Origin of the sequence: Phytohalomonas tamaricis, assembly GCF_003012345.1 — a bacterium.
GTDB lineage: Bacteria > Pseudomonadota > Gammaproteobacteria > Pseudomonadales > Halomonadaceae > Phytohalomonas > Phytohalomonas tamaricis.
In genome coordinates, this window is sequence record NZ_PVRV01000012.1 from 1 (window position 1) to 22142 (window position 22142).

Consider the following 22142-nt stretch of genomic DNA (forward strand, 5'->3'; position numbering starts at 1 on the left):
CGATCATCACCTCCATCGGCATCGATCCGGTGTGGTTCGGCATCATTACCGTGCTGACCGTCGAGCTCGGGCTGATCACGCCCCCGGTGGGCATGAACGTGTTCGTAATCAAGGCCACTGCACCGCACATTAGCCTGGGTCAGATCTTCCGTGGCGTGACGCCGTTCATCATCTCCGACTTCATCCGCTTAGCGCTGCTGATCGCCTTTCCTATCCTGTCGACGATGTTGGTGGGCTAACACAACCGTTCGACTCCCCCTCCCGGCTAGGCCCTAGCCAGGAGGGGCACCATTTCGGAGTCACTTCGTTTCATTTCTACCCACCATCATGATTCGACAGTCTCTTTCGATTGAAGCATGTTATTCATGCATACTTCATACTCTCACTAATAAACTCTGCATTACTTATCAGCCTATGTTTTATGCAGATACTTTAATAATTTTTCTGACCATATATTTATGATATTAAACTTCCAACATTACTCTTTAGTTTTAAAGACATAAGTATAACAACTCAATAAATAAAAAACATATATCTAAACGAAAACGAATTACCCAAAACTCTCTTTATTTGAGACGCTTGCTATCTATTTAAGTAAAGGCAATAGCACCAATCCATTATAAAATTTACTCATCTAAATATCTGCCGTTTTTACGCTAAAACATTCGACGCTATTAATTAACGTGAATCAGCAACAAACTAACTGCAACTATCAATACGAAAAACATGTGATAAGAAGATGGACAACCACGGCACACTGCTTGGATCTGAAAAGTTACTTATTGCTGAACGGTGCCGAACAGACCAATTGAATACTTCGTTCACTTAAGGGCACAACAAGGAGAATGCGTAACCTTCTGAATAGCTCAAGAAGCGACAAAGAATATCATTCCAGTTCTGAATGATAACGACAATAACCGGAGCACACCTTTTATGAACTCATCTCGATTCACTAGGCCAGCCACTACCTGTGTCATTGCTCTTGCTTCGCTGGGATTTTCCCTTTGCAGCGCTGCAGCCGATACCGCCACCGACGCCGTAGACAAGAATACGAATTTCTCGGATACCACAGCAAAAAACACACCGCCACCGAAGGTCATTAGGACCAATAACCCCATGGAAGCAGCCCGCCCCCTGCGTCCAGGTCCTCCGCGCTACTTGGAAAACTACAGCTTTTTGGTCGACCCTGCCAAACGCACCGACCCTTTTGATCCGTTGCGCTATATCGCTATCGGTGATTCGTCCTGGCTTAGCATTGGTGGTGGTATTCGCTACCGTTATGAAGACCTGAATCATCCAGGTTTTGGACTCTCCGGTTTAAATAGTGATAGTTACTGGCAACAACGTTTACTCTTACAGTTCGATCTGCACCTCTTCGATGATGCTCTTCGGACTTATCTTCAGATGTCTAATACCGACTCCTGGAGCAAGGAAGTCTATTCACCCCATGACCAAAGCGACACTGAGATTCATCAGGCGTTTGTGGATGTCCGTCTGCCCGCCCTCCAAGGCGATAGCTTGTCCGCCCGGCTCGGTCGGCAGGAAATGGCCTTTGGCGATCTAGGATTGATTGATGTACGCGCCACCCCCAACGTACGGCTGGCCTTTGATGGCGGACGTATTTCTTGGCGGGGCGCAAGCAGCATAAAGGTTGATGGTTTCGCAGTGCATCCGGTTGGCAATGTGCGTCCCGGCTCCTTCAACGATAGCTCTACCGACAGCGGTGATTTCTATGGCCTTTATGCCACGATCCCGCTGACCAAAGCGGTGGATGAAGATCTGTATGCCTTCGGTTATGAGCGCGATGATCAATCACTGAATAATGTGACCGGTGATGAGAAGCGCTACACGATCGGCACCCGTTTTTTCGGTAAGCAAGGGGCAGCGGACTATTCATGGAACATGATGTATCAGTTTGGTGATCTGGCCGATCAGGACATTAATGCTTGGGGCCTATTGAGCACTACCGGCTATACTTTTACTTCTCAGCCCGGCAAGCCGCGACTGGGAGTAGTCATTGATGCAGCTAGCGGTGACCACAGTCAGAACGACAATACTTCTAATACTTTCGATCCGCTGTTCTCGGCCAATGGTAAATTTTTCGGCAATGCCGGCCTTACTACCCTATCTAACCTGATTGCGATGGGTCCGCAGTTGACCTTTTCACCGGTATCAAACGTAGTGGTTTCACCCACTATTCTGGCCATGTGGCGTGAAAGCGAAGATGATGCCGCCTATATGCCCGGCATGAAAGCAGTAGCTGGCACTCGGGATGTCTCAGGCAAACGGCTGGGCACGACTTATAACCTGCTCGCTCGCTGGTCGGCAACAGCCAATCTGACCCTAGATTTAGAATATCAATACTATGATGTCAATGACGTGATTCAAAAAGTCGGTGGGGAAGATACGCAATATATCTCGCTACGCACCTATTTTTTGTTCTAGCCTGACACCGCCGCACAAAAGAGAAGGCCATGTCACAGGACATGGCCTTTTTGCGGATTACTATCACTCTTGAACGATTGCCATAGGTACCAAAGCGTTTTGCCCAGTGTCAGCCCTTATCCAGGGCAACAATATCTTGATCCGGCCTACCCATCATATCCATCATACGGCCATTGCTCTTCTACGCTCGCGCTAACAGCACCCCAGCAATGTGTGGCTTGGCTAATCCAGGAACAAGGGTACCCCTACATCCCCTTGCTCCACTAACTCCGGATTACAAAATAGCGAACCCGGTATCTTAAACTGACGATACCTGCGTAACATTGCCAGGTTGCTGGCTAACTTTGCGCGGCGCAGTCTCTTTCAAGAATAACGAAACAATGACACCTAGCATGATGCAGCCCAAAGCGAGATAAAGGGTGTATTGGATCCCGGCATGCTGAGCAATGGCACCTGCGAGAAAAGGGGCGACGCCGCCGCCAAATATCTCGCCCACGCCTGATACGATACCGATCGCGGAAGACACCAGGCCAAGCGGAACTGCTTCAGTGGCTACCGGACCGGTAAATAAAGCCAGCAGCCCAAAGCAGCAAAACGCGACAGGCAGGAGCGTGAGGAACAGCAACCAGGACGAAGTGCCAATCTGGCTAAAGCCATAGAGGAACGCTGCGGCAATAGCAAACGCGAGCACTGCCGTTATCCGGCGACCAATAAAATCGGACAGACCGGGCACCATGAATTCACCAAAGAAACCACCGATCCCCAACGCCGCAAGCACAAACCCCATACTGGTCGGTGGAAGATGAAGGTAATTGGTCAGGTAACTCGGGACCATGGCAGACAGCACAAAGATACCCGCCATGTTACATAACATTCCCAACATACCGAGTAGTACATTACGGTTGCGTAGGACATCGCTCCAGCGAGGCTGGTCTTTCTTATCTTCAGGCTGAGACAGATGGACCGGATCGCGAATGACGAAATACATGAATATGGTCAATATCAAACCGGGAATCGCAGAGATGAAGAAGACCCAGCGCCAGGAAGGCAATACATCGAGTAGTTGAGTGGCAATGACCGGTGCAAGTCCCAGACCAAGGAGCGCAAACATGCTCATTTGTAGCCCTTGATTGAGTCCACGGCGCTTGGGATGCGAGGCCTCTCCCGTGGCAGCCACGCTTGCCGGGCAAAAGGCTCCCTCTGAAACGCCCATAATTGTGCGAATGACTAACAAGCTGACGAGCCCAGTAGCGAAACCCGACAGACAAGATAGGCAAGAGAACATGAGGATAGCGGGAATGATTATTTTACGTCGTCCCACACGATCACAAACTGCCCCTGCCACGGTTGAGAAAATACCCCAGGCAACACCTAGGATACCGATGATAAGACCGAGATCCTGATAGTCGAGATCGAGGTCTTGCATCATCGCCGGAAACAAAGGCGCAATAATCCAACGGTCAAGTCCTACCAGCCCAAAGCCAAGGGCTAAGAGCAAGACAGCCTTTCTCTCATAACGAACATCCCAAGAAGCGGGGAGCGCTGCGCTATCGTGCGTTGATGCCATGACGTGTCCTCATTACTGTGTTGTTATGGTTCCGTCTTCAACTTGGCCGGCTGTAGCACCCAAACAATGGCCATACAGGCAGAAGCAATATGAAGACGATCCAAAATCATGACAGTGTGGATATACGGTTAGTAATGCATTTTCCTGCGCCGATAATATCGTTTGATTATGGCCCACCCTACGTTGAGCTAATGCAGGCAGGAAACATACAACGCTCGAAGAGGTTTAAAACGAGGGAAAAAGCGCATCGTGATATGACGCGCTCAAGGCGAGAGGTATAAAAGCGAGTTAATGCAGAGCATCAATTAATGCATCAGTGGACAGTACCCGGCCGAAGACACTACCAATGCTGGCCAACGTTGCTTCGTGTGAAGCGTGATCCAATCCTCCATTGGCGTCGGAGACGAAAACGACTTTGAAGTCTCGCATGAATGCGCTGCGCGCGGTGGACTCGCAGCAGATATTCGTCACGGTACCCACAATGAAGAGCGTATCGACCACGCCGGGCCCACGAATATTGCGAAGAATCGTCTCAAGCTGCGTGTTATAAAAGGCATCATAGCGGTGCTTGGTAATGACCACTTCGTCGACCGCCGGAGCCAGCTCTTCAATGATCGCGATCCCCTCGCTGCCTGCACGCATGCCAGCCTGCTTCAGATGAGGCTGATAAGCCACTTCAAGCGGCGAGACCTGAAATGCATCGTACAGCACCTGTTGCGTGTAGAGCACCGGAATAGCTTGGTAACGGCAGCTTTCGACTAGACGCTGCATGGCAGGAATCCGCTCACGCGCCATGGGCACTGCCATTGGTGCTCCCTCACGCACGAAATCATTTTGCATGTCGATCACGAGAAGCGCGGAACGCTCCGCTACGATTGACCAGGGTGGCGCGACTTGGACCATTGATAGACTTTCCTGTTGTTATGCTTTGGAAGCAAGCACTGGCGAGGTAATCCACCAGTGCGGCCATGACCGTATCAAATACTCGGTCATCGATATCACAGCGCCAGACTTACGCTACTTGAGCGAAGGATCGATCGGCGGCGTGCCATGAGTATGGAACGAGGAAATTGTCTGCAGACCCCAGGCTTGCCCCTTCTTGCGTTCCTCTTCATTCCAGACGATGGTCTTCCAGTCAGGGGCGAGGATTAATCGCGCGCCGGCATTGGCAATCTCGAAGCGGTTGCCGCCCGGCTCGTAGACGTAGAGGAAGAAGGTCTGCTGCACGGCGTGCTTATGCGGCCCCGTCTCGATATGAACGCCGTGTTCAAGGCAGATATCCGCAGCGCGCAGTACGTCTTCACGAGAATCCACCGCATAGGTGACGTGATGAAAACGCCCACGCGAGCCGCTATGATCTTCAGAGATCGCCAAGTCGTAGCTCTTGTTGTTGACGCTCAACCAAGCACCTTTCTCAGAGCCATCGTTGAAGACGATCTGCTCAGTCAGACGGCAGCCCAGCATATCCTGCATGAATACTCGGTTGCCCTTGACATCCTGAGCGAGCAGGTTGAGGTGATCAAGACGCCGCAGATTAGCGCCGCGTCCCGGAAAGCGTGACGCCTGGTTCTTGAGCGATGGACGCGTCTGTTCGGTGGCCTGGTACCATTGAGTCTCGTAGTAAAGTTCGACGACATGGCCGTCGGGATCGCGGAAACGACAAGCAGGGCCGTGTCCCAGATCGCCTTCGGTCCACTCATACTCAACGCCGCCGCGTTCAAGCTGTGCGACGCGTCGTTCGAGCGCAGCCTGACTGGACGTACGGAAGGCGTAGTGCGCCATGCCAGAGGTGGTCGAGCCGGTCAGCTTCAGGGTGTGGTGTTCGTAATCGTCCCAGCCACGCAGGTAGACCGAATCACCCTGCTGATCACTGACGATCATCCCCATCACATCGACAAAAAAGCGCAGGCTTTCTTCGAGTTTGGGCGTGAGCATTTCGACGTGAGCCAGATGGGCCAGATCATAGCAGGGTTCAATACCCTCTTGTGCTGAAGGCACGCCCTGTTGCGTTGATGCCATAATGTTTACTCCACCAAAGTTACTTTATTCAGTTATTGCACCGGAAACCTCATTGACCACCGGTATGCTCTGCAGTTAACGCTAACGCATCGACTAATGTTTGCCAGCCAAAGGGCCTCAACGCGTCATAAGTGATCTCTTGACGATGCATGGCATCGACAAGCCCGCCCTGTGTGTCTGCAGCAGCCAGACTCATGCGGGCTGAAATGCCGGCTTCCGACACTGTCCGAGCAGCTTCATGCATTTCGGCGGCACGCCGTGTGCCGTGCTCTGCAATCCGGCTGATAAGGTAGTCGGGCAGATTATCCGTCCACCCCATGCCAGGGAAACTGCGATCTAGAGATTCAAGCACAGCCTGTTCGGCACCATAGTGGCGCGCAGCGCTCAAACATTCCAGAGTGAGCGCTTCGAGTCCCTTGATCATCACACTGCGGCACATCTTGATTGCCGATGCGACACCCACCTCTGCGGTTACTGCCTGGGCGTTCATGCCCAGCTCGTTGAGACGTGCCGCAATCTGCGCTGCCTGTTGCCCTCCCATCAGCAAGGGTACCTGCAAACGCGAGGGTGGCACTGGCGCCATGATCGCGACATCGACGTAGCCTGCTCCAGTCGCCTCAACTAGCTGACAAGCTTGCCGCTTGGTATCAGGCGACACGGAGTTACAATCGAGGAACAACTACCCCGACCGTAGGCTAGCCGCACAAGCGCGCGCAGCCTCAAACGCCGAGGCGGCCGTTACGGTAGAGATGATCAGTTCGCTATGCGCCAGCGCCTGCGTGAGTTCGGCAAATGGCATCACCCCAGCCTCTCGTGCCTTGCGCTGCATGGCCTCGCACTGGGCAGCATCGTTGAGCTTGAGATCGAAGCAGGCCACAGTGACATCTTCTCGTCGCGCCAGGTCGCTACCGAGAATGCCGCCCGCCTCTCCAAAGCCAATGAGAGTAACGGGATGGCGGTGCTTGACCATATCAATCCTCCTTGCCTGGCGTATCGCTTCCATCCCAGACATCAGCGGCAATGAACAGGCGCCCTTCGGCCAGCAGCCGCGCGGTACGCAGCAAGCCGGAACGCACTACCTCACCGTTCTCGTCCAGGACGAGCTCGACCGTGAACTCGCCGGTCGGATGCTCGATCGAGATACGCTTGCGTTCTCCGGCGGGCAGGGTCACCAACGACTGCGCCACGGAATCGCTCAGCAAGCAAGCGGTAGCAACACTGACCGCACCAAGCACACCGATCGCCTCATGGCAGCGATGCGGAATGAAGGTCCGTGTCGATAATGAGCCGCCGTTGGCAGGCGATGCGACCAGTGACATTTTAGGTACCGTGCGCGACGTGACATCGCCCAGGTTCATCAACGGGCCGGCCTGCAGGCGAATGTTTTCCAGGCGCTGCTTAAGCGTCTCGTTGGCCTCTAGCTCGGCGCAGCTTTCATGACCACTGATGCCGAAATCCTCGGCGCGTAGCAGAACTACAGGCATGCCATTGTCGATACAGGTGATATCAACCCCATCAATCTGATCTCGGCTATTGCCGCTCGGCAATAGCGCGCCGCAGCTCGACCCGGCAGTGTCTTCAAATTCGATAATCAACGCGGCGGCACTGCCCGGCACGCCAGAGATGGTCGCCTCGCCGGCATACTCAACACTGCCGCCCGGAGTAGGCACGGTAATAGTCGCCAGCTGACCGGTGTTGACCATGTGAATACGCACCGGCGTCTCGCCTTCACGGGCTTTTACTAAGCCGCGCTCGATGGCGAAAGGCGCCACCCCGGCAAGGATGTTGCCGCAGTTCTGGCCGTAATCGACACGCGGCTCATTCACCACGACCTGAGCGAAGAGATAGTCGACGTCAGCATCGTCACGTGTCGCACGATTGATAATGGCAACCTTGCTGGTCAGTGACGTCGCACCTCCCAGACCGTCGATCTGACGCGAATCGGGCGAACCCATTGCCGCCAGCAACACGGCATCGCGGCGCTGCGGATTGGCGGGCAGATCGGAGGCAAGAAAGTAGAGCCCTTTCGATGTGCCACCGCGCATTTGCACGAAAGGAATGCTGGTCTGGGGCATCGCCGTTTACCCCTCCAGTTCGTCGAGATTATCGAAATATTTCAAACCTTTCTCGGCCAGACGTGGGCGCATGTTATAGATATCCAAGCCCAGTTCGCCATTCTCCAGACGCACACGCTTTTGCTCTTCGCCTTCGGCGCGCTTGCGGCTGGCCTCGAGGGCCATGGTCACGTCCGTCCTGCGCACGACAACTACGCCATCGTCATCGGCAACGATGACATCGCCGGGATTGACCAACTGCCCGGCACATACCACGGGGATATTCACCGAGCCCAGAGTTTCCTTAACCGTGCCTTGGGCGTATACCGCACGCGACCATACGGCAAAGCCCATCTCGCGCAGCGTGCGGGTATCGCGCACGCCAGCATCAACCACCAGCCCACGTACGCCACGGGCCTGCAGCGAAGTGGCGAGCAGGTCGCCGAAATAACCGTCGGTACAGGGAGAGCTGGTGGCGACCACCAGAATATCACCGGGCTGGCACTGCTCCACAGCAACATGGAACATCCAATTATCGCCGGGCGCGACCAGGGCGGTCACCGCCGAACCGCTGATACCGTGATCCTGCTGGATCGGCCGGATAGCCGGATCGAGCAGTCCCTTGCGCCCTTGCGCTTCGTGCACGGTGGCCACGCCATAGCCACCAAGCTCATTGATCGCATCAGCATCGGCGCGCGGGATGTTGCGCACTACGATGCCCGTCTTGCCTACGTAATGGCTCATGTGAGGTTCTCCGTAACGCGCGGGAAGATGCTCTGGTAGCCTTCGGCATAGACAATGTTCTTGCTGGAGGTAATGCCGACGTTACGCTTGGCCTGTACACCGCGCTGCTGGGCTACACGCGTATAGTATTCCCAAAGATGTTCCTGGCCGGCCATGCACTGGATGGCGGCATACTTCTTGTCCCATACCTCGGTGATATCGAGCAGAACATCCGGACGCCATTCGCACTGTTCCGGCTGGTGCGGTTCGAAGCAATAGACCGGCGGCGCGCCGACAATCTTCTCGCCCGGCTTGTATCCTTCGGCCTGGGCGATGATGCGCGCCTCTTGGGCAAGATTGGTAGCGAGCGGATGATCGTAGTTGTAGGGATCTTTCAGCGAATGGGTCAGCACGAATTCCGGCTGCACGCGCCGATAGACATCCGCCAGACGGAACAGGGTGTCCTTGTCGGCACGCATCGGATAATCGCCGATATCGAAAAACTCGACGCTGGCGCCCAGCACTTGTGCGGCGGCCTGGGCCTCCTCGCGGCGTGCGGCCTTGACCTTTTCTTCGGTCATCTCGCCCTTGCGCCACAGTTTGGCCGACTCGCCCCGCTCGCCGAAAGAAAGACAGACAATATGCATGTCATAACCTTGCTTGGCATGCAGTGCGATAGCTCCGCCAGCGCGCCAGACGAAGTCTGCCGAATGTGCGCTGACGACTAATCCCGTTCGTTTTGCCTGGTCTTCGCTCATGTCTTCCTCGTCCTCTTGATTAGTTGTGCCTCATCGTGCACTGCCCTCAAGATGACGAGTAATGCCATTCTTTATTGCTCGTATGCGTTTTGTTTATGCACACTTACACCATTGTTGCAGGTATCATTGGTAACAATTCGCTTACAGAGATGCTTGCGCCACTCCGACCGTAAGCTGCGAATTAGTATGCCGTTTCGTGCTGACCGCACACCGATACCCATAAAGGTTAGTATTGTCGATTTGAAATAATCAGGAGCGCTCACTTGACGGAGCACGTCGAAAATTTTCAGTTTGAACCCAACTGGCGACGCATCAGAGCGGTCGTCGCGGTAGCAGAAATGGGCGGCGTCATACGTGCCGCAGAACATCTTCATCTCTCTCAGCCCACTGTGACTCGCGCTGTACGTGAACTTGAATGTGAATTGGGTTTGCCTTTGTTTGAACGTCACCGCAGCGGAATGCATCCCACACCAGCGGGTAACATTGTTCTCCCGCGCTTTCGGCGTGCACTGGAACAGTTAAGCAATGCTGAGTATGCCCTCGCTGCTCAGCAGCCTGGAAATAACATCGATCGGCTAGCGCAACGACTCAACCAACGCCAACTGACGACACTCATTGCTGTTGCCAATTTGCACAGCGAGCCACGCGCGGCACGCCAGCTTGGCCTGACCCAACCAGCAATCAGTGCCAGTCTTCGCGATCTGGAAGGGCAGATAGGCGCACCATTATTTTTACGCACTAAACGCGGCATGCTGCTTACGGACTGCGGAGAAATTATGGTACGGCACGCCAAGCTAGCGATGCGGGAACTAGCGCTGACTTGCATAGATCTTAGCGCTTGGCAGGGCCTCGCCCAGGGTCGGATTACTATCGGCACACTGCCTTTATCAAGCTCTTTGCTGGTCCCCATGGCAGTGAAAAGGCTACGCCACCATCTCCCCGAGATAGGCATCACTATTTTAGATGGCACTTATGACTCGCTGCTGGAATCACTACGCTGCGGCGAGATTGACTTGCTAATTGGGGCCCTGCGGCAGAACTCACTATCTGATGATATCGTGCAGGAGCGGCTTTTCTATGATCGCTTGTCAGTCGTTGTGCATCACGCTCACCCGCTGGCGGGATGTAAACAGCTAACCCTGGATGAACTTCAACATGCCGAGTGGATTGCACCACGGGCTGATACGCCAGCACGGCAAAGCTTTGAACAGGAATTTTTGGCGGCAGGTTTGCCTCCCCCCAAGGTGGCTATTGAAGTCGGTAATCTAAGTACCATCCGTACTCTGCTGCTAGATAGTGATCGCGTGACACTAATATCGCCTTATCAGGTACATTTCGAACTACAGAGTGGACAACTGGTCACCTTGCCCATTCAGATGAAAAGCACGCGACGTCCTATCGGAATCACCACACGCCGTGATGAATTACCGACCCAAGCTTCACGAACCCTCTGTCAACAGTTACTTGAGATCAGCCGGGATTTTCATCTCTGATTCATCCAAGGCTGACCAAAGATTAATGCCGCGCAAGTAATGCTGCTTATAGGTCTTATCAACAGATTAACGCCGCATGGCTCGATGATTCTGGTTTAGCTCTTAATCGTGATAAACCATGCCAGCAACGTGCACATTATCAACATTCTTCGGTATGGGAGGTTCGCTAAGTGGCGAGTTGCACTTACGTAAGATGGACTTCCTTCTTCAACGTGGTCGAACGTTACATTCATTATCCTAACAATTCTAAAACCATTAGAGATCAAATATATTCTAATGATAAAAATTTAAATAATGATGTATTTAGTATTAAAAAACGCAGCCAATAGTTATCACATCAGCTAAATAAACAAAAATAAACTAATAATAAAGTAGCACATCCATAGATCAAATTAGTAATTAATTAAGCGCGCCAAAATAATTACTATTACAATAAATTACTGATAAAAAAGAACATTTTTCATCATCCCCCGCCTAAAGCAAGACTAACTTTCCACTTTGCTATACCCACTTCTGCACAATAGACCCTCGTAATCAGTGACAGAATAAATGAGCAACTTAACTATAAGTTACGCACGGAAAAGAAAATCGCTGAAATCAGGGGGCAAGTATGTCAGAGTTGGGAACCAGGGATGAATTCCCCATTGCTTATGAATTAAATAGAAAGTCGCTCAATGCCTCCCTACGCAGCACTACATATAAAAATAATATTTTTCATGCTTTCAGAAGATCATTAACACAGCAACTACCTGATTGGCTTTGTATTGCAATAGCGTATCGCCGAACTTTGGGAAGATTTCCAAATCTAGTTAAGCCCCGATCATTTACTGAAAAAGTATGTCGTCGCCGGCTTCATCCTCAACCTTCTTTTTCGGACCTGAGCGATAAAGTTAAAGTAAGAGATTATGTTGCGAGGGTAATAGGGCGGCAATATCTTATACCCGCTTATAAAACTTGCCAAAGCTTAACTTTGCAGACTTATCATGAGTTGCCTGATAGCTTTGTCATGAAAGGCAATCATGGTTCTGGCTATAACCTTATTGTGAAAGACAAACGGGAATATTCCTTTTCTGACCTTCGTGAAATTAGTAACAAATGGCTCAAGAGTAATTATTACTCCTCAAGCCGTGAGCGGCATTATAAAGATATCAAGCCGCAGCTGATATTTGAAAAATTGCTACTAGACGAAAACGGCAATGTCCCAAAAGATTATAAATTTTACTGTTTCAGATCTGAAGGGAACCAGCCGAAAGTCTTTATCGAAGTTACTCATGACCGATTCTCAAACTTCAAGGTTGATTATTACGACACTGAATGGAATCTGGTTGATGTCGTTGAAGATCGCTTTACTACCGGTGTAAAGATACAAAAACCGCATAATCTTGATGAAGCGATTACTCAAGCGCTCAAGCTTTCGGCGGAATATTCCTTCGCTCGTATAGATTTTTATATGATGGAGGAGCGCATCTACTTCGGGGAAATAACCTTTACTCCCACCGGTGGATTGAAACATTTTAAAACTAGAGAAATTGACGAGACTTGGGGCTCTTTTTTTGAGAAATAACCGAGAGCATTCTGTTCCATACATAATCGCCACTCAATTCTTGTACATACCAAGAGTGAAAGCTCGGCAAATTTCTTAAGTATAAAAAGCGCCTGAAGGCGCTTTTTATGCTGTTTTACAATCTCTAAAACAAACGCATCCATATCCTGACTGCTAAACTTTAACTACTTGGCAGAAAGGCTGGTAATAAGTGTTTTTTTCTTATAATAAATTTAGTCAAAATATCTCGCACTTTAATTTAGGCCATATCTTTTATCCACTGGCAAACCTTTCTTTGCTTCCAGCGGGAGTCAAATTGCTTTGTTCGTTCTCTTGGAGCCAATTCATAGTCACCATTGTTATTTCTGCTCAGGTGAAAACGACGCATTGCTCCAATGAGGTTGTCATCGGGTCCGTATAAAGCAATCAAACGCAGCTCAAATGACTTAAAGGCTATTCCTTCTTTAGAAATACAGCGCGCATCAATAGCAATACCGCTATGTCCCGTCACGCCCTCTATCAATTCACGAAATGAACCGAACTGAACATATTGCCCTTGGCTGAGTGGGCCTTGCCGAGTAACTTGCCTGAGCTCTAACTCATCACTGGATTGTTCTTGAGTTTCTTTACTTCTGTTTTTATCGGTAAAGTCGGTAAGATCGAAGGTATAACGACCTTCTGACGTTTCCAAGACGCCGATAAGTGCCTCGATAAAAACCGGCTCCTGACTCATGTTACTCACCACACAAACTGCATCGATACCTTGTCCGTTTCCTCGATTGATAACCAATTTAGCACTACGTTGCCGTAAATAGTTGTTGAGCAACATCTGCATAAAGCCCCACCACACCACAAACGTACCAACTTTGACAGGCAGGCTGATCAATTGCGTATGCTGGTTGAGCCAATTCCACACATCATCCTCCATGATCGCCGCTCGGGGCCGATTAACCGTTTTTCCTTGGCCGCCTTCAAATTAGCTAGCCATACGAGACCAGTACTATTGAAAGCCTTGAGCTAGATTAACCTCTAAGCTTATTTGAAGAGTTTCTGCATTTCCCGTAAGGGGCCAAAACAGACTAATGGTATTTATGTACCCCATGTTAACTTCGTCTTCTCGCTAATTTCCCTTGCCTGGCCAACACTCACCGACTTTCTAGACAGAGCCCATAGAGATAGTAGCTGGCCTCTCCCCGCTCCACCTAAATGATATTCCTCACAACTGAAGCGACACACCTTGCCTCAATGCCACAAGCATCTGCCTGACTCACTAAGATAGCGATACGAGCGCACATTGTATTAACTTAATTCGTCAAGTACCAAGATTGCTCAGCGTTTCGTCGGCTTACACTCTCTAAATCTGGCCTCCCTCCTGCTGAATACTGTATATAACAACAACACTCAGAAAGGAGACGGCTCTTATCAATTAACGCGAAAAACCTCGTACTTCTAGTGCAAGGATGGATAGCGTGGGGCGCGAAGCGCCCCTATTCCGGCCTTGTCTGTTGCTCAATGTATTGTTTGACGACGCTCAGCGGCGCGCCACCGACACTCCCTGCAAAATAGCTGGGGCTCCATAGTGCATTTTTCATATAGGCGGGCTGCACCAGCTCAGGGTGCAGCAGCTTCATCCGTCTGCTCGAAACACCTTTCAGGCTGTTGACCAGCTTGGAAACCGCCACCTTGGGTGGGAAGTTCACCAGCAAGTGAACATGGTCAGTTTCACCATTGAACTCCTTTAGTTCGGCCTCGAAGTCCTGACATACCCGATTAAACAGGGTTTCAAGAGAAGTTAGGTGCGCGTCGTTGAACACCTTGCCACGATATTTAGTCACGAAGACCAAATGAACGTGCATCTCAAAAACGCAGTGCCTTCCGGTTCTTAACGAGTTGATTTTGTCCATAGACCAAGTATGCTCGAAGGCATGGAACAGACCAAGACATTAAAAGTTCGCGTGAAAGACAAGCACGTTGCTCAGCTTAACCGCATGGCGCGCAGCGTGAATTTCGTCTGGAACTACCTCGACGAGTTAAGCTCACGAGCGATTCGTGAGCGCAGTCTGTTTCTGTCGGCCTATGACCTGCATCCCTATACCAAGGGCGCAGGCAAGGAACTTGGCCTGCATAGCCAAACCTTGCAGTGTATCGCCGCCGAATACGTCACCCGTCGCAAGCAGTTCAGGAAGGCTCGTCTCAACTGGCGTAAGTCGCGTGGCGTCCGCCGGTCGCTTGGCTGGATTCCGGTCAATACTGGCGCGACCAAGTGGAAGAACGGTCAGATTTTCCACAACGGCAGTTACTTCAAGGCGTGGGATAGCTTCGGCCTGTCTAACTATAAATTCCGCTCGGCGTCGTTCAACGAGGATGCACGCGGACGCTGGTATTTCAACGTGGTGGTTGATGCCGAGGTTAAGCCATCAACCGGACAAGGCTCGATCGGCATCGACCTTGGATTGAAAGAAATAGCTACTTGCAGCGACGGCGCGAAGCTGGAAAACGGGCGTTTCTATCGCGGCATGGAAGACAAGCTGGCAATAGCTCAGCGCAGCCGCAACAAGAAACGCACCCGCGCCATTCACGCCAAGATCAAGAACCGTCGTAAGGACGCGCTGCACAAGTTCTCTAGCCGCCTGGTCAACCAGTACGGCGAAATCATCGTGGGCGATGTCAGCTCACAAAAACTCGCACGCACCAAAATGGCCAAATCCGTGCTCGATGCCGGATGGGGCCAGTTGAAAACGATGCTGGAATATAAGTGCGCTCACGCAGGCATCGTATTCGAGGAAGTGCGAGAAAGCTACACCACCCGCACCTGTTCGGCTTGCGGCTCGCTCAGCGGGCCGCAGGGCGCAAATGGGCTGCAAATAAGAGACTGGGCGTGCATGGAATGTGGTGTCGTCCATGACCGGGACGTGAACGCGGCCCGGGATATCCTCAGTCTTGCGGCGGGGCATCGTCGTCCAGAAGTGGGAATCCCTGTCCTTTAGGGCGGGGAGGATGTCAACGAAAAGGATTTTATTACAACAAGGCAGGTGCAATGTTGTTCGATTTAATCGATGCTGACCGGCTACAGCTGGAAATATTTGAGACAGCAATGACAGAGCCAGAACGTATCCGCGCCGAGAAACTCATGGCTACGATAGATATGATCAACAAGCTACAAGGACGTGATGCGGTACGCTTTGGAATGACAACTGATCACGCAGCTTGACAGCTGCGCAATGCTAGCAGATCGAATCGATGGACACACGTTGGGAAGAACTGCCAAAAGCCAAGCTACGTTAAGGAAAACAGGCCTTAGACAGATGGGCTACTCGAGAGAATATGTTATTAAATCGCTTCATTCACCGTTGCTTACCCACTGGCATACATAAACCTGCCACTAATTTACAGCAGTACAGCACTGCGTTAATGAGGCCTTTACATCAAGGCATTACTGCGCTGGGCATCACTACACTGCTTCTATTGGCTGGCTGCGGTACACAGCCCATGCAAGACACACCTATGCCTCACCCGGCCGAGGTGCGTGCGAAAATTGTTCGTTTAATGCCAACAAATATTGCTGACCGTGAAGGCTGGGCGGCAGACATCTATGCAGCATTTGCAGTGCAGAATATTGCACCGACCACAGAGAATCTGTGCTCTGTACTGGCTGTGACCGCACAAGAATCAACCTTTCAAGTCGCTCCGCCCGTGCCGGGACTGGCAAAAATTGCGCGTGATGAAATTGATCGTCGTGCGGCCCAATTGCACATACCCAGCTTTTTAGTACGTGCCGCGTTGCGCATGGATTCACCCACAGGCAAAACTTACGATCAACGCTTGGACGCAGCACGTACCGAGAAAGAACTGAGCACAATCTTTGACGACTTCATCGCTATTGTTCCTATGGGACAGCACTTATTCGGCAATCTTAATCCCGTGCATACCGGTGGTCCGATGCAGGTCAGCATTGCCTTTGCCGAAGCGCATGCGCAGGATTATCCCTATCCAGTCGTAGGTTCAATCCGCCAAGAAGTGTTCAGCCGCCGTGGTGGAATGTACTTCGGTATCATGCATCTTCTGGATTACCCTACACACTATTCCCAGTCGCTGTATCGTTTCGCTGATTTTAATGCCGGTTGGTACGCCAGCCGTAACGCCGCTTTCCAGAACGCGGTCAGCCACGCCTCAGGTATTCCGCTGGCTCTCGACGGCGACCTCATTCGCTATGACACGAGAACACCAGGCGCCACGGAACTGGCCGTCCGCTCGCTGAGTAAACAGTTGAACATGAATAATGCCGCCATCAGGCGTGCATTAGAGCAAGGAGATCGTCTCGATTTTGAGGATACAAAACTCTACAAGCGAGTGTTTACACTAGCCGAGAGAGCAGATCGACAACCGTTACCGCATGCTGTAGTGCCAAGCATCACGCTGGATAGTCCCAAAATCACACGTAAGCTTACTACCGAATGGTTTGCTAAACGTGTCAACGAGCGGCAGCAGCAGTGCATGCGCCGAGCCTTAAGTGGCTAAAATTTCTGCTGCTTGGCCTTGGTTAATAGGGCATTGTAACAGTTAAGATGGAGAGCCAATTTCTCCACAAATTTTTAATTAAGAGAGCCCTCGGTGCGATGGCAACGAGGGCTTAAATTCATATCCAGCCAATGAATAATATACAAACAGGTCTTATTTAAACGGCATCAAGTCTTAACGTAGATGAAATATCATCAGAGTAATCCATAGCCTCTAGGTGTGAAGAAGCTCTTGGTCTTGTGCCCTTCTGTGTTAATTTAAAGGCTGCTACCGTATCGTTTAGCACTTCTGCTTGAGCCTGCAAATCATCCGCTGCCGCTGCTGATTGTTCTACCAGAGCCGCATTATTTTGTGTAACTTGATCCATCTGTGTGACTGCTAGATTAACCTGTTCAATGCCACTGGTTTGCTCCTTCGAGGCCATGGCAATTTCTTCAAGTATGTCGTTGACGCGCTTCACCGACGCCACAGCTTCACTCATGGTTGCGCGAGTACGCTCTACCACCTCGGTACCGACAGCGACCTTGTTACCTGCATCATCAATGAGTTGTTTGATCTCTTTAGCCGCTTGGGCACTACGGCTGGCCAGGTCTCGAACTTCACTTGCCACAACTGCAAAGCCTCGCCCTTGCTCACCGGCTCGAGCTGCCTCTACCGAAGCATTAAGCGCCAGCAGATTGGTCTGGAAGGCAATACCATCTATTACAGCGATAATATCAACAATCTTGCGTGAGCTTTGATCAATCTCATGCATTGTTTCCACCATTATACTAACTTCTTCACCACCTCGTGTGGCGGTTCGGGAAGCGGTCATCGCCAATTGACTTGCCTGGGAGGCATTGCTGGCATTCTGGCGGACAGTTGCGGTTAACTGCTCCATACTGGCAGCCGTCTCTTCTAATGATGCAGCTTGTTCTTCAGTACGAGAGGAAAGGTCTGTGTTGCCTGACGAAATTTCTTTTGACCGTAAGTAGACCGTACTACTGCTATCGCGGATGGTGGTAACTGTCCGACTCAAACCATCCTGCATATCCGACAAGCCAGCAAAAAGCTGACCTATCTCATTTTTACCGTGAGCGGCGATAGGCTGGCTGAGATCCCCTTTAGCAATATGACCAAGATGCACAATAGCCTCTGTGAGTGGACGTGTGATGACCCGTTTCAACATCAAACGTATACCCAGAATAATAGCCGCAATCAAACAGGCGATTAGCCCCAACATACCATAAGTCAGCTTTTCCTTGGCCTGAGCACTCGCCTCGACTGCAGCTGACTCTTTGCTCCGTGCAATAATCAATGCATCAAGCGATTGTTCAAATTTGTGATCAAGCTCAGGTGTTATTGATTGGCTTATTTGATCGTAAAGGACCGTATCACCACGCGAAAGCGCCTGAAAAAGAGGATCGATCCCCTCTTCCAGATAGTGGGTGTGATGCTGCAGAAACTCAGCTGCTAGTGGCTTTTCTGCCTCAGATTTAGTCAACGCCTGATAACGCTGCATAGCCGCCACTGACTTTTCGTAGGGGATTCGAGCATCTTCAAGCGCTGCATCAATCTTAATTTGATCCGCACCACTTTCAAGCAGCTGATTTACCTCTTCTAGTTTGACCCGAGTCGTGCGCAGATGATTGATACTGTCGGCTATATCAAGGATGACATGGATCTCTTGCTTTGTTTGAGCAAGAGAGGCATTGCTGCTGCGCAAGCTATAACTGCTATAGCCCATCGCTGCCAAGAAACAGATGGCAAGCAACAACAGGCTCGCCGAGAGGATGGTCATTACTCTTATATTCTTAAGCATGCCGAAGCGTCACCGTTTGGTATGTACACATTTTCAAGCTAAAGCGTACGTAGCGTTGAAGGCCCTATACCTCTATATCGGAAAACACACTTAAAATTTTAGGAAAAGCCATGTTTTACTTGATAATTTTTACCTTCAGCATCTTATTTGTAGAGTGATCATTATCAACGACTCAAATCGACGCTTACGGTTTTTCCATGCCCTATCTCGACCTGCTTGATAATGATCGGGCTACGTGCTTTACCACCTGGTAGTAGTACACTGCCCGCCACATAAAAGACGCCAGCGGGGATATCATGGGCAGCAAAATAGCCCTGACTATCCGTCTTGGCGAAATGGGTATACTCACTTGCTCTTGGATCGGCGGGCTCGATACGCCTGCCTGATAGCGCAACATCGGCAGCTTCAGCAGAGTAGGTTGTTACGGGGGCAATTGAAATTTTTTCATTGGCGCCATAAATCCTCTTACCTTGCGAGGTCATGTACATAAGACGCCCTTTTATGGTCGCCGTCCCTTTTTTGTCGAATTTGGCATAGGCTGCTATTGGAAAGGCCACTTGTCGCTTGACTGCCGCTGGCGCATCCTTCACGGCGGAGTTTCCAGGCATCAAGTTTTGAACACTCTGGCAACCGGCCAGAGCCATACTCAGTAATATCACCCTTATCCATGGCCGCATCGTTTTATCCCTTGCATTTGAATAGCTTATTTTATCGGCAGCGATCAAAACGCCAAGACTTTCTTTCCAGCATGAAGGTACTAATACAGGAACATTGTGATAGCGAACGGCGCCCTTTGACTGCCGGCTTAACTTTCATGATCCATTCGGGCCTTGAACTTTACCAAACCGACGCTTAGTTAATGCTTACTATCTAATACGCACGAGATTAGTGAAAGGTGCTTCCACACGGCGGATGCCAGACTCAAGGAGCTATGGTATGGATAGTTCCTGTCATTTCAAAACCGAATCAACTTTCGAGTATTTGTTTATAGGCCCAAGTTTATTTAATAAAATAATTTTTAATTTAACTATCAGTATATAAGCAACAATAGCCTATAGGTATATTGATCATCATTTAAATTTACGACTCTTAAATAACTTGTATTTTCAATCAGTTAAGATAATTTCACTTAATTATGGTGAGATTTATTTTTGCTCCTATTTGCATACTCCATGAATACATTCTATGTTGAATTTGATCCTGATGAGTAAGGAAGCTTCATCCGTAGAGGTTCCACATTACGGATCAGCATGAAGGGAAATGAGTTTCGCTGTCTGTAAGGTTTAAGCGAACACACTATCTGATTACAGGAGTAATATACATGGCTGAACATCGTGGTGGATCAGGCAACTTCGCTGAAGATCGTGAAAAAGCCTCAGAAGCAGGTAAAAAAGGCGGTCACAATAGCGGAGGTAACTTCGCAAACGATCCCGAAAAGGCTTCAGAAGCGGGTAAGAAAGGTGGCCAAAACAGCGGCGGGAACTTCGCCAATGATCCTGAGAAAGCCTCTGAGGCTGGCCATAAAGGTGGCCAGAATAGCGGTGGTAACTTTGCCAATGATCCTGAAAAAGCGTCCGAAGCGGGCAAGAAAGGTGGTGAACACAGCCACGGTGGCGGGCGTAAATAAAGGATTAATAGAATTTTGAAAAGCTCGGTTTATGCTTAGCTTGTTCATAAAAAAGGAAGGGCTTAGGCTCTTCCTTTTTTCTATTAAACATATAAAAATAATTTTTGAATAAAAATGTCTATCTGAAATGTGAACGGCACCATATGTGAACCGGCAAATGTTCTATTTATCGAAACGGTTTGGGCACTTGACGTACTTTATATCCCTTCCATGTTGTACGACGCTCCTCACGAGCTACTATAGTATAGTTTAAAAGATTACATGCCTTACGGCGCTGTAAGCAATTATTACCGAACTGACGGTGGTAAATAAGAAGGGTTTCATCGGTATATATGTTTTTACGTCTCATCTGGTTTCACTCCGTCGTTCTTTTACAAGCAGCTATGACCCTCATAGTGAACGACTTACATACATATAGTCACGGGAGTTGATGTGTCCCATTCCACCTTACATTTTCTTTATTGACTAAAACCTTCCTTAGGTGAAATAACTATATGGCAAGATTTGAACACAGTGCAGTATTACATGCCCCACCGGAACGGGTTTTCGCCCTACTCGAACGGGTCGAGGACTTTGCCGATTACTCTGACATGATTAGCGCTGTAGAACGTTTAGATCATTATCGCTATCGGTGGCATATCAATGCTCTTCGTATGGATTGGTCATTTATTATTGAAATAACCGAACATAATTCACCGAATGTTCTTGCCTGGGAATCATTGGAAGGCGTTCGTAATCAGGGCCGCTATGAATTGACCGAGATGTCCGAAGGAACTCTAGTTGAGCTGATCGTAGATTATCAAATAGGTAATCGTTTACTCGAAAAGACCGTCAATCGCGCGGCCGGACCACTTGCCAGACGAGCCAGTCAGCAAATCATAGAGTGCCTTAAGGCGCGTCTATGATTGGCATTGCTCGACTGACAAATATCAAAGTAGATAGCAATAAAGACTGAAACAGACCAAATGATATAATTTAACGTGGTTTGTTATGAGCAAGAGATCGTTTTATTGCTGCTGTTTGGGTCCGTTTAGGTTGTAGGTCATCAGCAGCGCTAAATAAATTGGCGCAGTTCATATCACGTTTTTAGTTAAGGAGCATGCCCGTATTTCTTTTGGAACTGTTTCTCCATCTCTTCGCAGGCTTCGCTTGCGGTCTTTCTTTCGATTAGAGAAGCCGAAGAATCACCAGCTCTTTCCCTGCAAGATTCAATAGTCTGACGCTCATTTGCTTCGTGCTGTGGAGTCTTGGTTGAAGAAAAAATATAAATAAGGATGGCATATACAATCACGATGACGGCAATAGTACCCAACATTAGAAATAAACAGCCACGTTTATTATTTGTAGGGGCATCATTGTGTTGCGATGATTCTTTATTCACGAATAATATCCTCCTTAGGTATTCAATTCAACGAGCCCCGAGCATAGCAATTTCCAGGCAATAAAAAACCCCACCTCGTTTGAGGTGGGGTTGGGTATAGATGCCTGACGATGACCTACTCTCACATGGGGAGACCCCACACTACCATCGGCGCTGAGCGGTTTCACTACTGAGTTCGGCATGGGATCAGGTGGGACCCGCTCGCTATGGTCG

General features: G+C 50.0%; 22 protein-coding genes and 1 rRNA gene. 9 read left to right on the plus strand and 14 right to left on the minus strand.

Annotation, left to right across the window (positions count from 1 at the left end; all coding sequences use genetic code 11):
* Positions 1-239 (plus strand): TRAP transporter large permease subunit (locus C3Z11_RS00055; RefSeq protein ID WP_158700876.1); only part of this gene is annotated, 239 nt, incomplete at its 5' end.
* A gap of 877 nt (positions 240-1116) precedes the next feature.
* Positions 1117-2445, plus strand: coding sequence for an alginate export family protein (locus C3Z11_RS00060; protein ID WP_158700877.1), 1329 nt, complete (start codon positions 1117-1119; stop codon positions 2443-2445).
* 298 nt (positions 2446-2743) lie between these two features.
* Here the strand turns inward: C3Z11_RS00060 and C3Z11_RS00065 are convergent, their stop codons facing one another.
* The 8 genes from C3Z11_RS00065 to galB form a co-directional block, all read right to left on the minus strand.
* Positions 2744-4012 (minus strand): MFS transporter, encoded by a 1269-nt coding sequence (locus C3Z11_RS00065; protein WP_106475498.1) that lies wholly within the window; start codon positions 4010-4012, stop codon positions 2744-2746.
* 288 nt (positions 4013-4300) lie between these two features.
* Positions 4301-4915: an isochorismatase family protein gene (locus C3Z11_RS00070; protein ID WP_106475499.1), complete on the minus strand. Its 615-nt coding sequence runs from the start codon at positions 4913-4915 to the stop codon at positions 4301-4303.
* Positions 4916-5029: 114 nt separating this feature from the next.
* A complete protein-coding gene (locus C3Z11_RS00075; RefSeq protein WP_106475500.1) occupies positions 5030-6031 on the minus strand; it encodes a catechol 2,3-dioxygenase in 1002 nt (333 codons plus the stop codon).
* A gap of 49 nt (positions 6032-6080) precedes the next feature.
* On the minus strand, positions 6081-6689 hold the full coding sequence (locus C3Z11_RS00080; protein WP_262927148.1) for a DUF1932 domain-containing protein: 609 nt from the start codon (positions 6687-6689) through the stop codon (positions 6081-6083).
* A 21-nt stretch (positions 6690-6710) separates the two neighbouring features.
* Positions 6711-7001, minus strand: a complete 291-nt coding sequence (locus C3Z11_RS16940; RefSeq protein WP_262927149.1) for a saccharopine dehydrogenase NADP-binding domain-containing protein — start codon at positions 6999-7001, stop codon at positions 6711-6713.
* Position 7002: 1 nt separating this feature from the next.
* Positions 7003-8106, minus strand: a complete 1104-nt coding sequence (locus tag C3Z11_RS00085; protein ID WP_106475501.1) for a 4-oxalomesaconate tautomerase — start codon at positions 8104-8106, stop codon at positions 7003-7005.
* 6 nt (positions 8107-8112) lie between these two features.
* The gene (locus C3Z11_RS00090) at positions 8113-8829 is read right to left on the minus strand and encodes a 4-carboxy-4-hydroxy-2-oxoadipate aldolase/oxaloacetate decarboxylase (protein ID WP_106475502.1); all 717 of its coding nucleotides are present in this window, start codon (positions 8827-8829) and stop codon (positions 8113-8115) included.
* Positions 8826-9566, minus strand: a complete 741-nt coding sequence (gene galB / locus C3Z11_RS00095; protein ID WP_106475503.1) for a 4-oxalmesaconate hydratase — start codon at positions 9564-9566, stop codon at positions 8826-8828. Before galB ends, C3Z11_RS00090 begins: the two co-directional genes overlap by 4 nt.
* A gap of 263 nt (positions 9567-9829) precedes the next feature.
* On the opposite strand from galB, the gene C3Z11_RS00100 reads away from it, so the two are divergent.
* Complete coding sequence (locus C3Z11_RS00100) at positions 9830-11059, plus strand: LysR family transcriptional regulator (RefSeq protein ID WP_106475504.1); 1230 nt, start codon at positions 9830-9832, stop codon at positions 11057-11059.
* A gap of 610 nt (positions 11060-11669) precedes the next feature.
* Positions 11670-12623, plus strand: coding sequence for an ATP-grasp fold amidoligase family protein (locus tag C3Z11_RS00105; protein ID WP_106475505.1), 954 nt, complete (start codon positions 11670-11672; stop codon positions 12621-12623).
* Between the two features lie 238 nt (positions 12624-12861).
* Here C3Z11_RS00105 and C3Z11_RS00110 read toward each other — a convergent pair whose 3' ends face one another.
* Positions 12862-13530 carry a hypothetical protein gene (locus C3Z11_RS00110; protein ID WP_106475506.1) on the minus strand — a complete coding sequence of 223 codons (669 nt, stop codon included), beginning with the start codon at positions 13528-13530 and terminating at the stop codon, positions 12862-12864.
* Between the two features lie 559 nt (positions 13531-14089).
* Positions 14090-14506, minus strand: a complete 417-nt coding sequence (tnpA, locus tag C3Z11_RS00115; RefSeq protein WP_106475507.1) for an IS200/IS605 family transposase — start codon at positions 14504-14506, stop codon at positions 14090-14092.
* Positions 14507-14515: 9 nt separating this feature from the next.
* Here tnpA and C3Z11_RS00120 point away from each other — a divergent pair, with 9 nt between their 5' ends.
* The 3 genes from C3Z11_RS00120 to C3Z11_RS00125 all read left to right on the plus strand — a co-directional run bounded on the left by C3Z11_RS00120 (position 14516) and on the right by C3Z11_RS00125 (position 17120).
* A complete protein-coding gene (locus C3Z11_RS00120) occupies positions 14516-15589 on the plus strand; it encodes an RNA-guided endonuclease InsQ/TnpB family protein (RefSeq protein ID WP_262927150.1) in 1074 nt (357 codons plus the stop codon).
* 50 nt (positions 15590-15639) lie between these two features.
* A complete protein-coding gene (locus tag C3Z11_RS16710) occupies positions 15640-15813 on the plus strand; it encodes a hypothetical protein (protein WP_158700878.1) in 174 nt (57 codons plus the stop codon).
* 278 nt (positions 15814-16091) lie between these two features.
* Positions 16092-17120, plus strand: a complete 1029-nt coding sequence (locus tag C3Z11_RS00125) for a DUF1615 domain-containing protein (protein ID WP_394810181.1) — start codon at positions 16092-16094, stop codon at positions 17118-17120.
* A gap of 157 nt (positions 17121-17277) precedes the next feature.
* Here the strand turns inward: C3Z11_RS00125 and C3Z11_RS00130 are convergent, their stop codons facing one another.
* Both C3Z11_RS00130 and C3Z11_RS00135 read right to left on the minus strand, forming a co-directional pair.
* Complete coding sequence (locus tag C3Z11_RS00130; protein WP_106475509.1) at positions 17278-18921, minus strand: methyl-accepting chemotaxis protein; 1644 nt, start codon at positions 18919-18921, stop codon at positions 17278-17280.
* Between the two features lie 164 nt (positions 18922-19085).
* Complete coding sequence (locus tag C3Z11_RS00135) at positions 19086-19646, minus strand: carboxypeptidase regulatory-like domain-containing protein (RefSeq protein WP_262927151.1); 561 nt, start codon at positions 19644-19646, stop codon at positions 19086-19088.
* A gap of 596 nt (positions 19647-20242) precedes the next feature.
* On the opposite strand from C3Z11_RS00135, the gene C3Z11_RS17230 reads away from it, so the two are divergent.
* Both C3Z11_RS17230 and C3Z11_RS00145 read left to right on the plus strand, forming a co-directional pair.
* Entirely contained in the window at positions 20243-20548 is a 306-nt protein-coding gene (locus C3Z11_RS17230; RefSeq protein ID WP_106475511.1) for a con-10 family general stress protein, read from the plus strand.
* A gap of 494 nt (positions 20549-21042) precedes the next feature.
* Positions 21043-21453 (plus strand): type II toxin-antitoxin system RatA family toxin, encoded by a 411-nt coding sequence (locus C3Z11_RS00145; RefSeq protein WP_106475512.1) that lies wholly within the window; start codon positions 21043-21045, stop codon positions 21451-21453.
* A 185-nt stretch (positions 21454-21638) separates the two neighbouring features.
* Here C3Z11_RS00145 and C3Z11_RS00150 read toward each other — a convergent pair whose 3' ends face one another.
* On the minus strand, positions 21639-21929 hold the full coding sequence (locus C3Z11_RS00150; protein ID WP_106475513.1) for a hypothetical protein: 291 nt from the start codon (positions 21927-21929) through the stop codon (positions 21639-21641).
* 102 nt (positions 21930-22031) lie between these two features.
* Positions 22032-22142 (minus strand): 5S ribosomal RNA (rrf, locus tag C3Z11_RS00155); the annotation flags it as partial.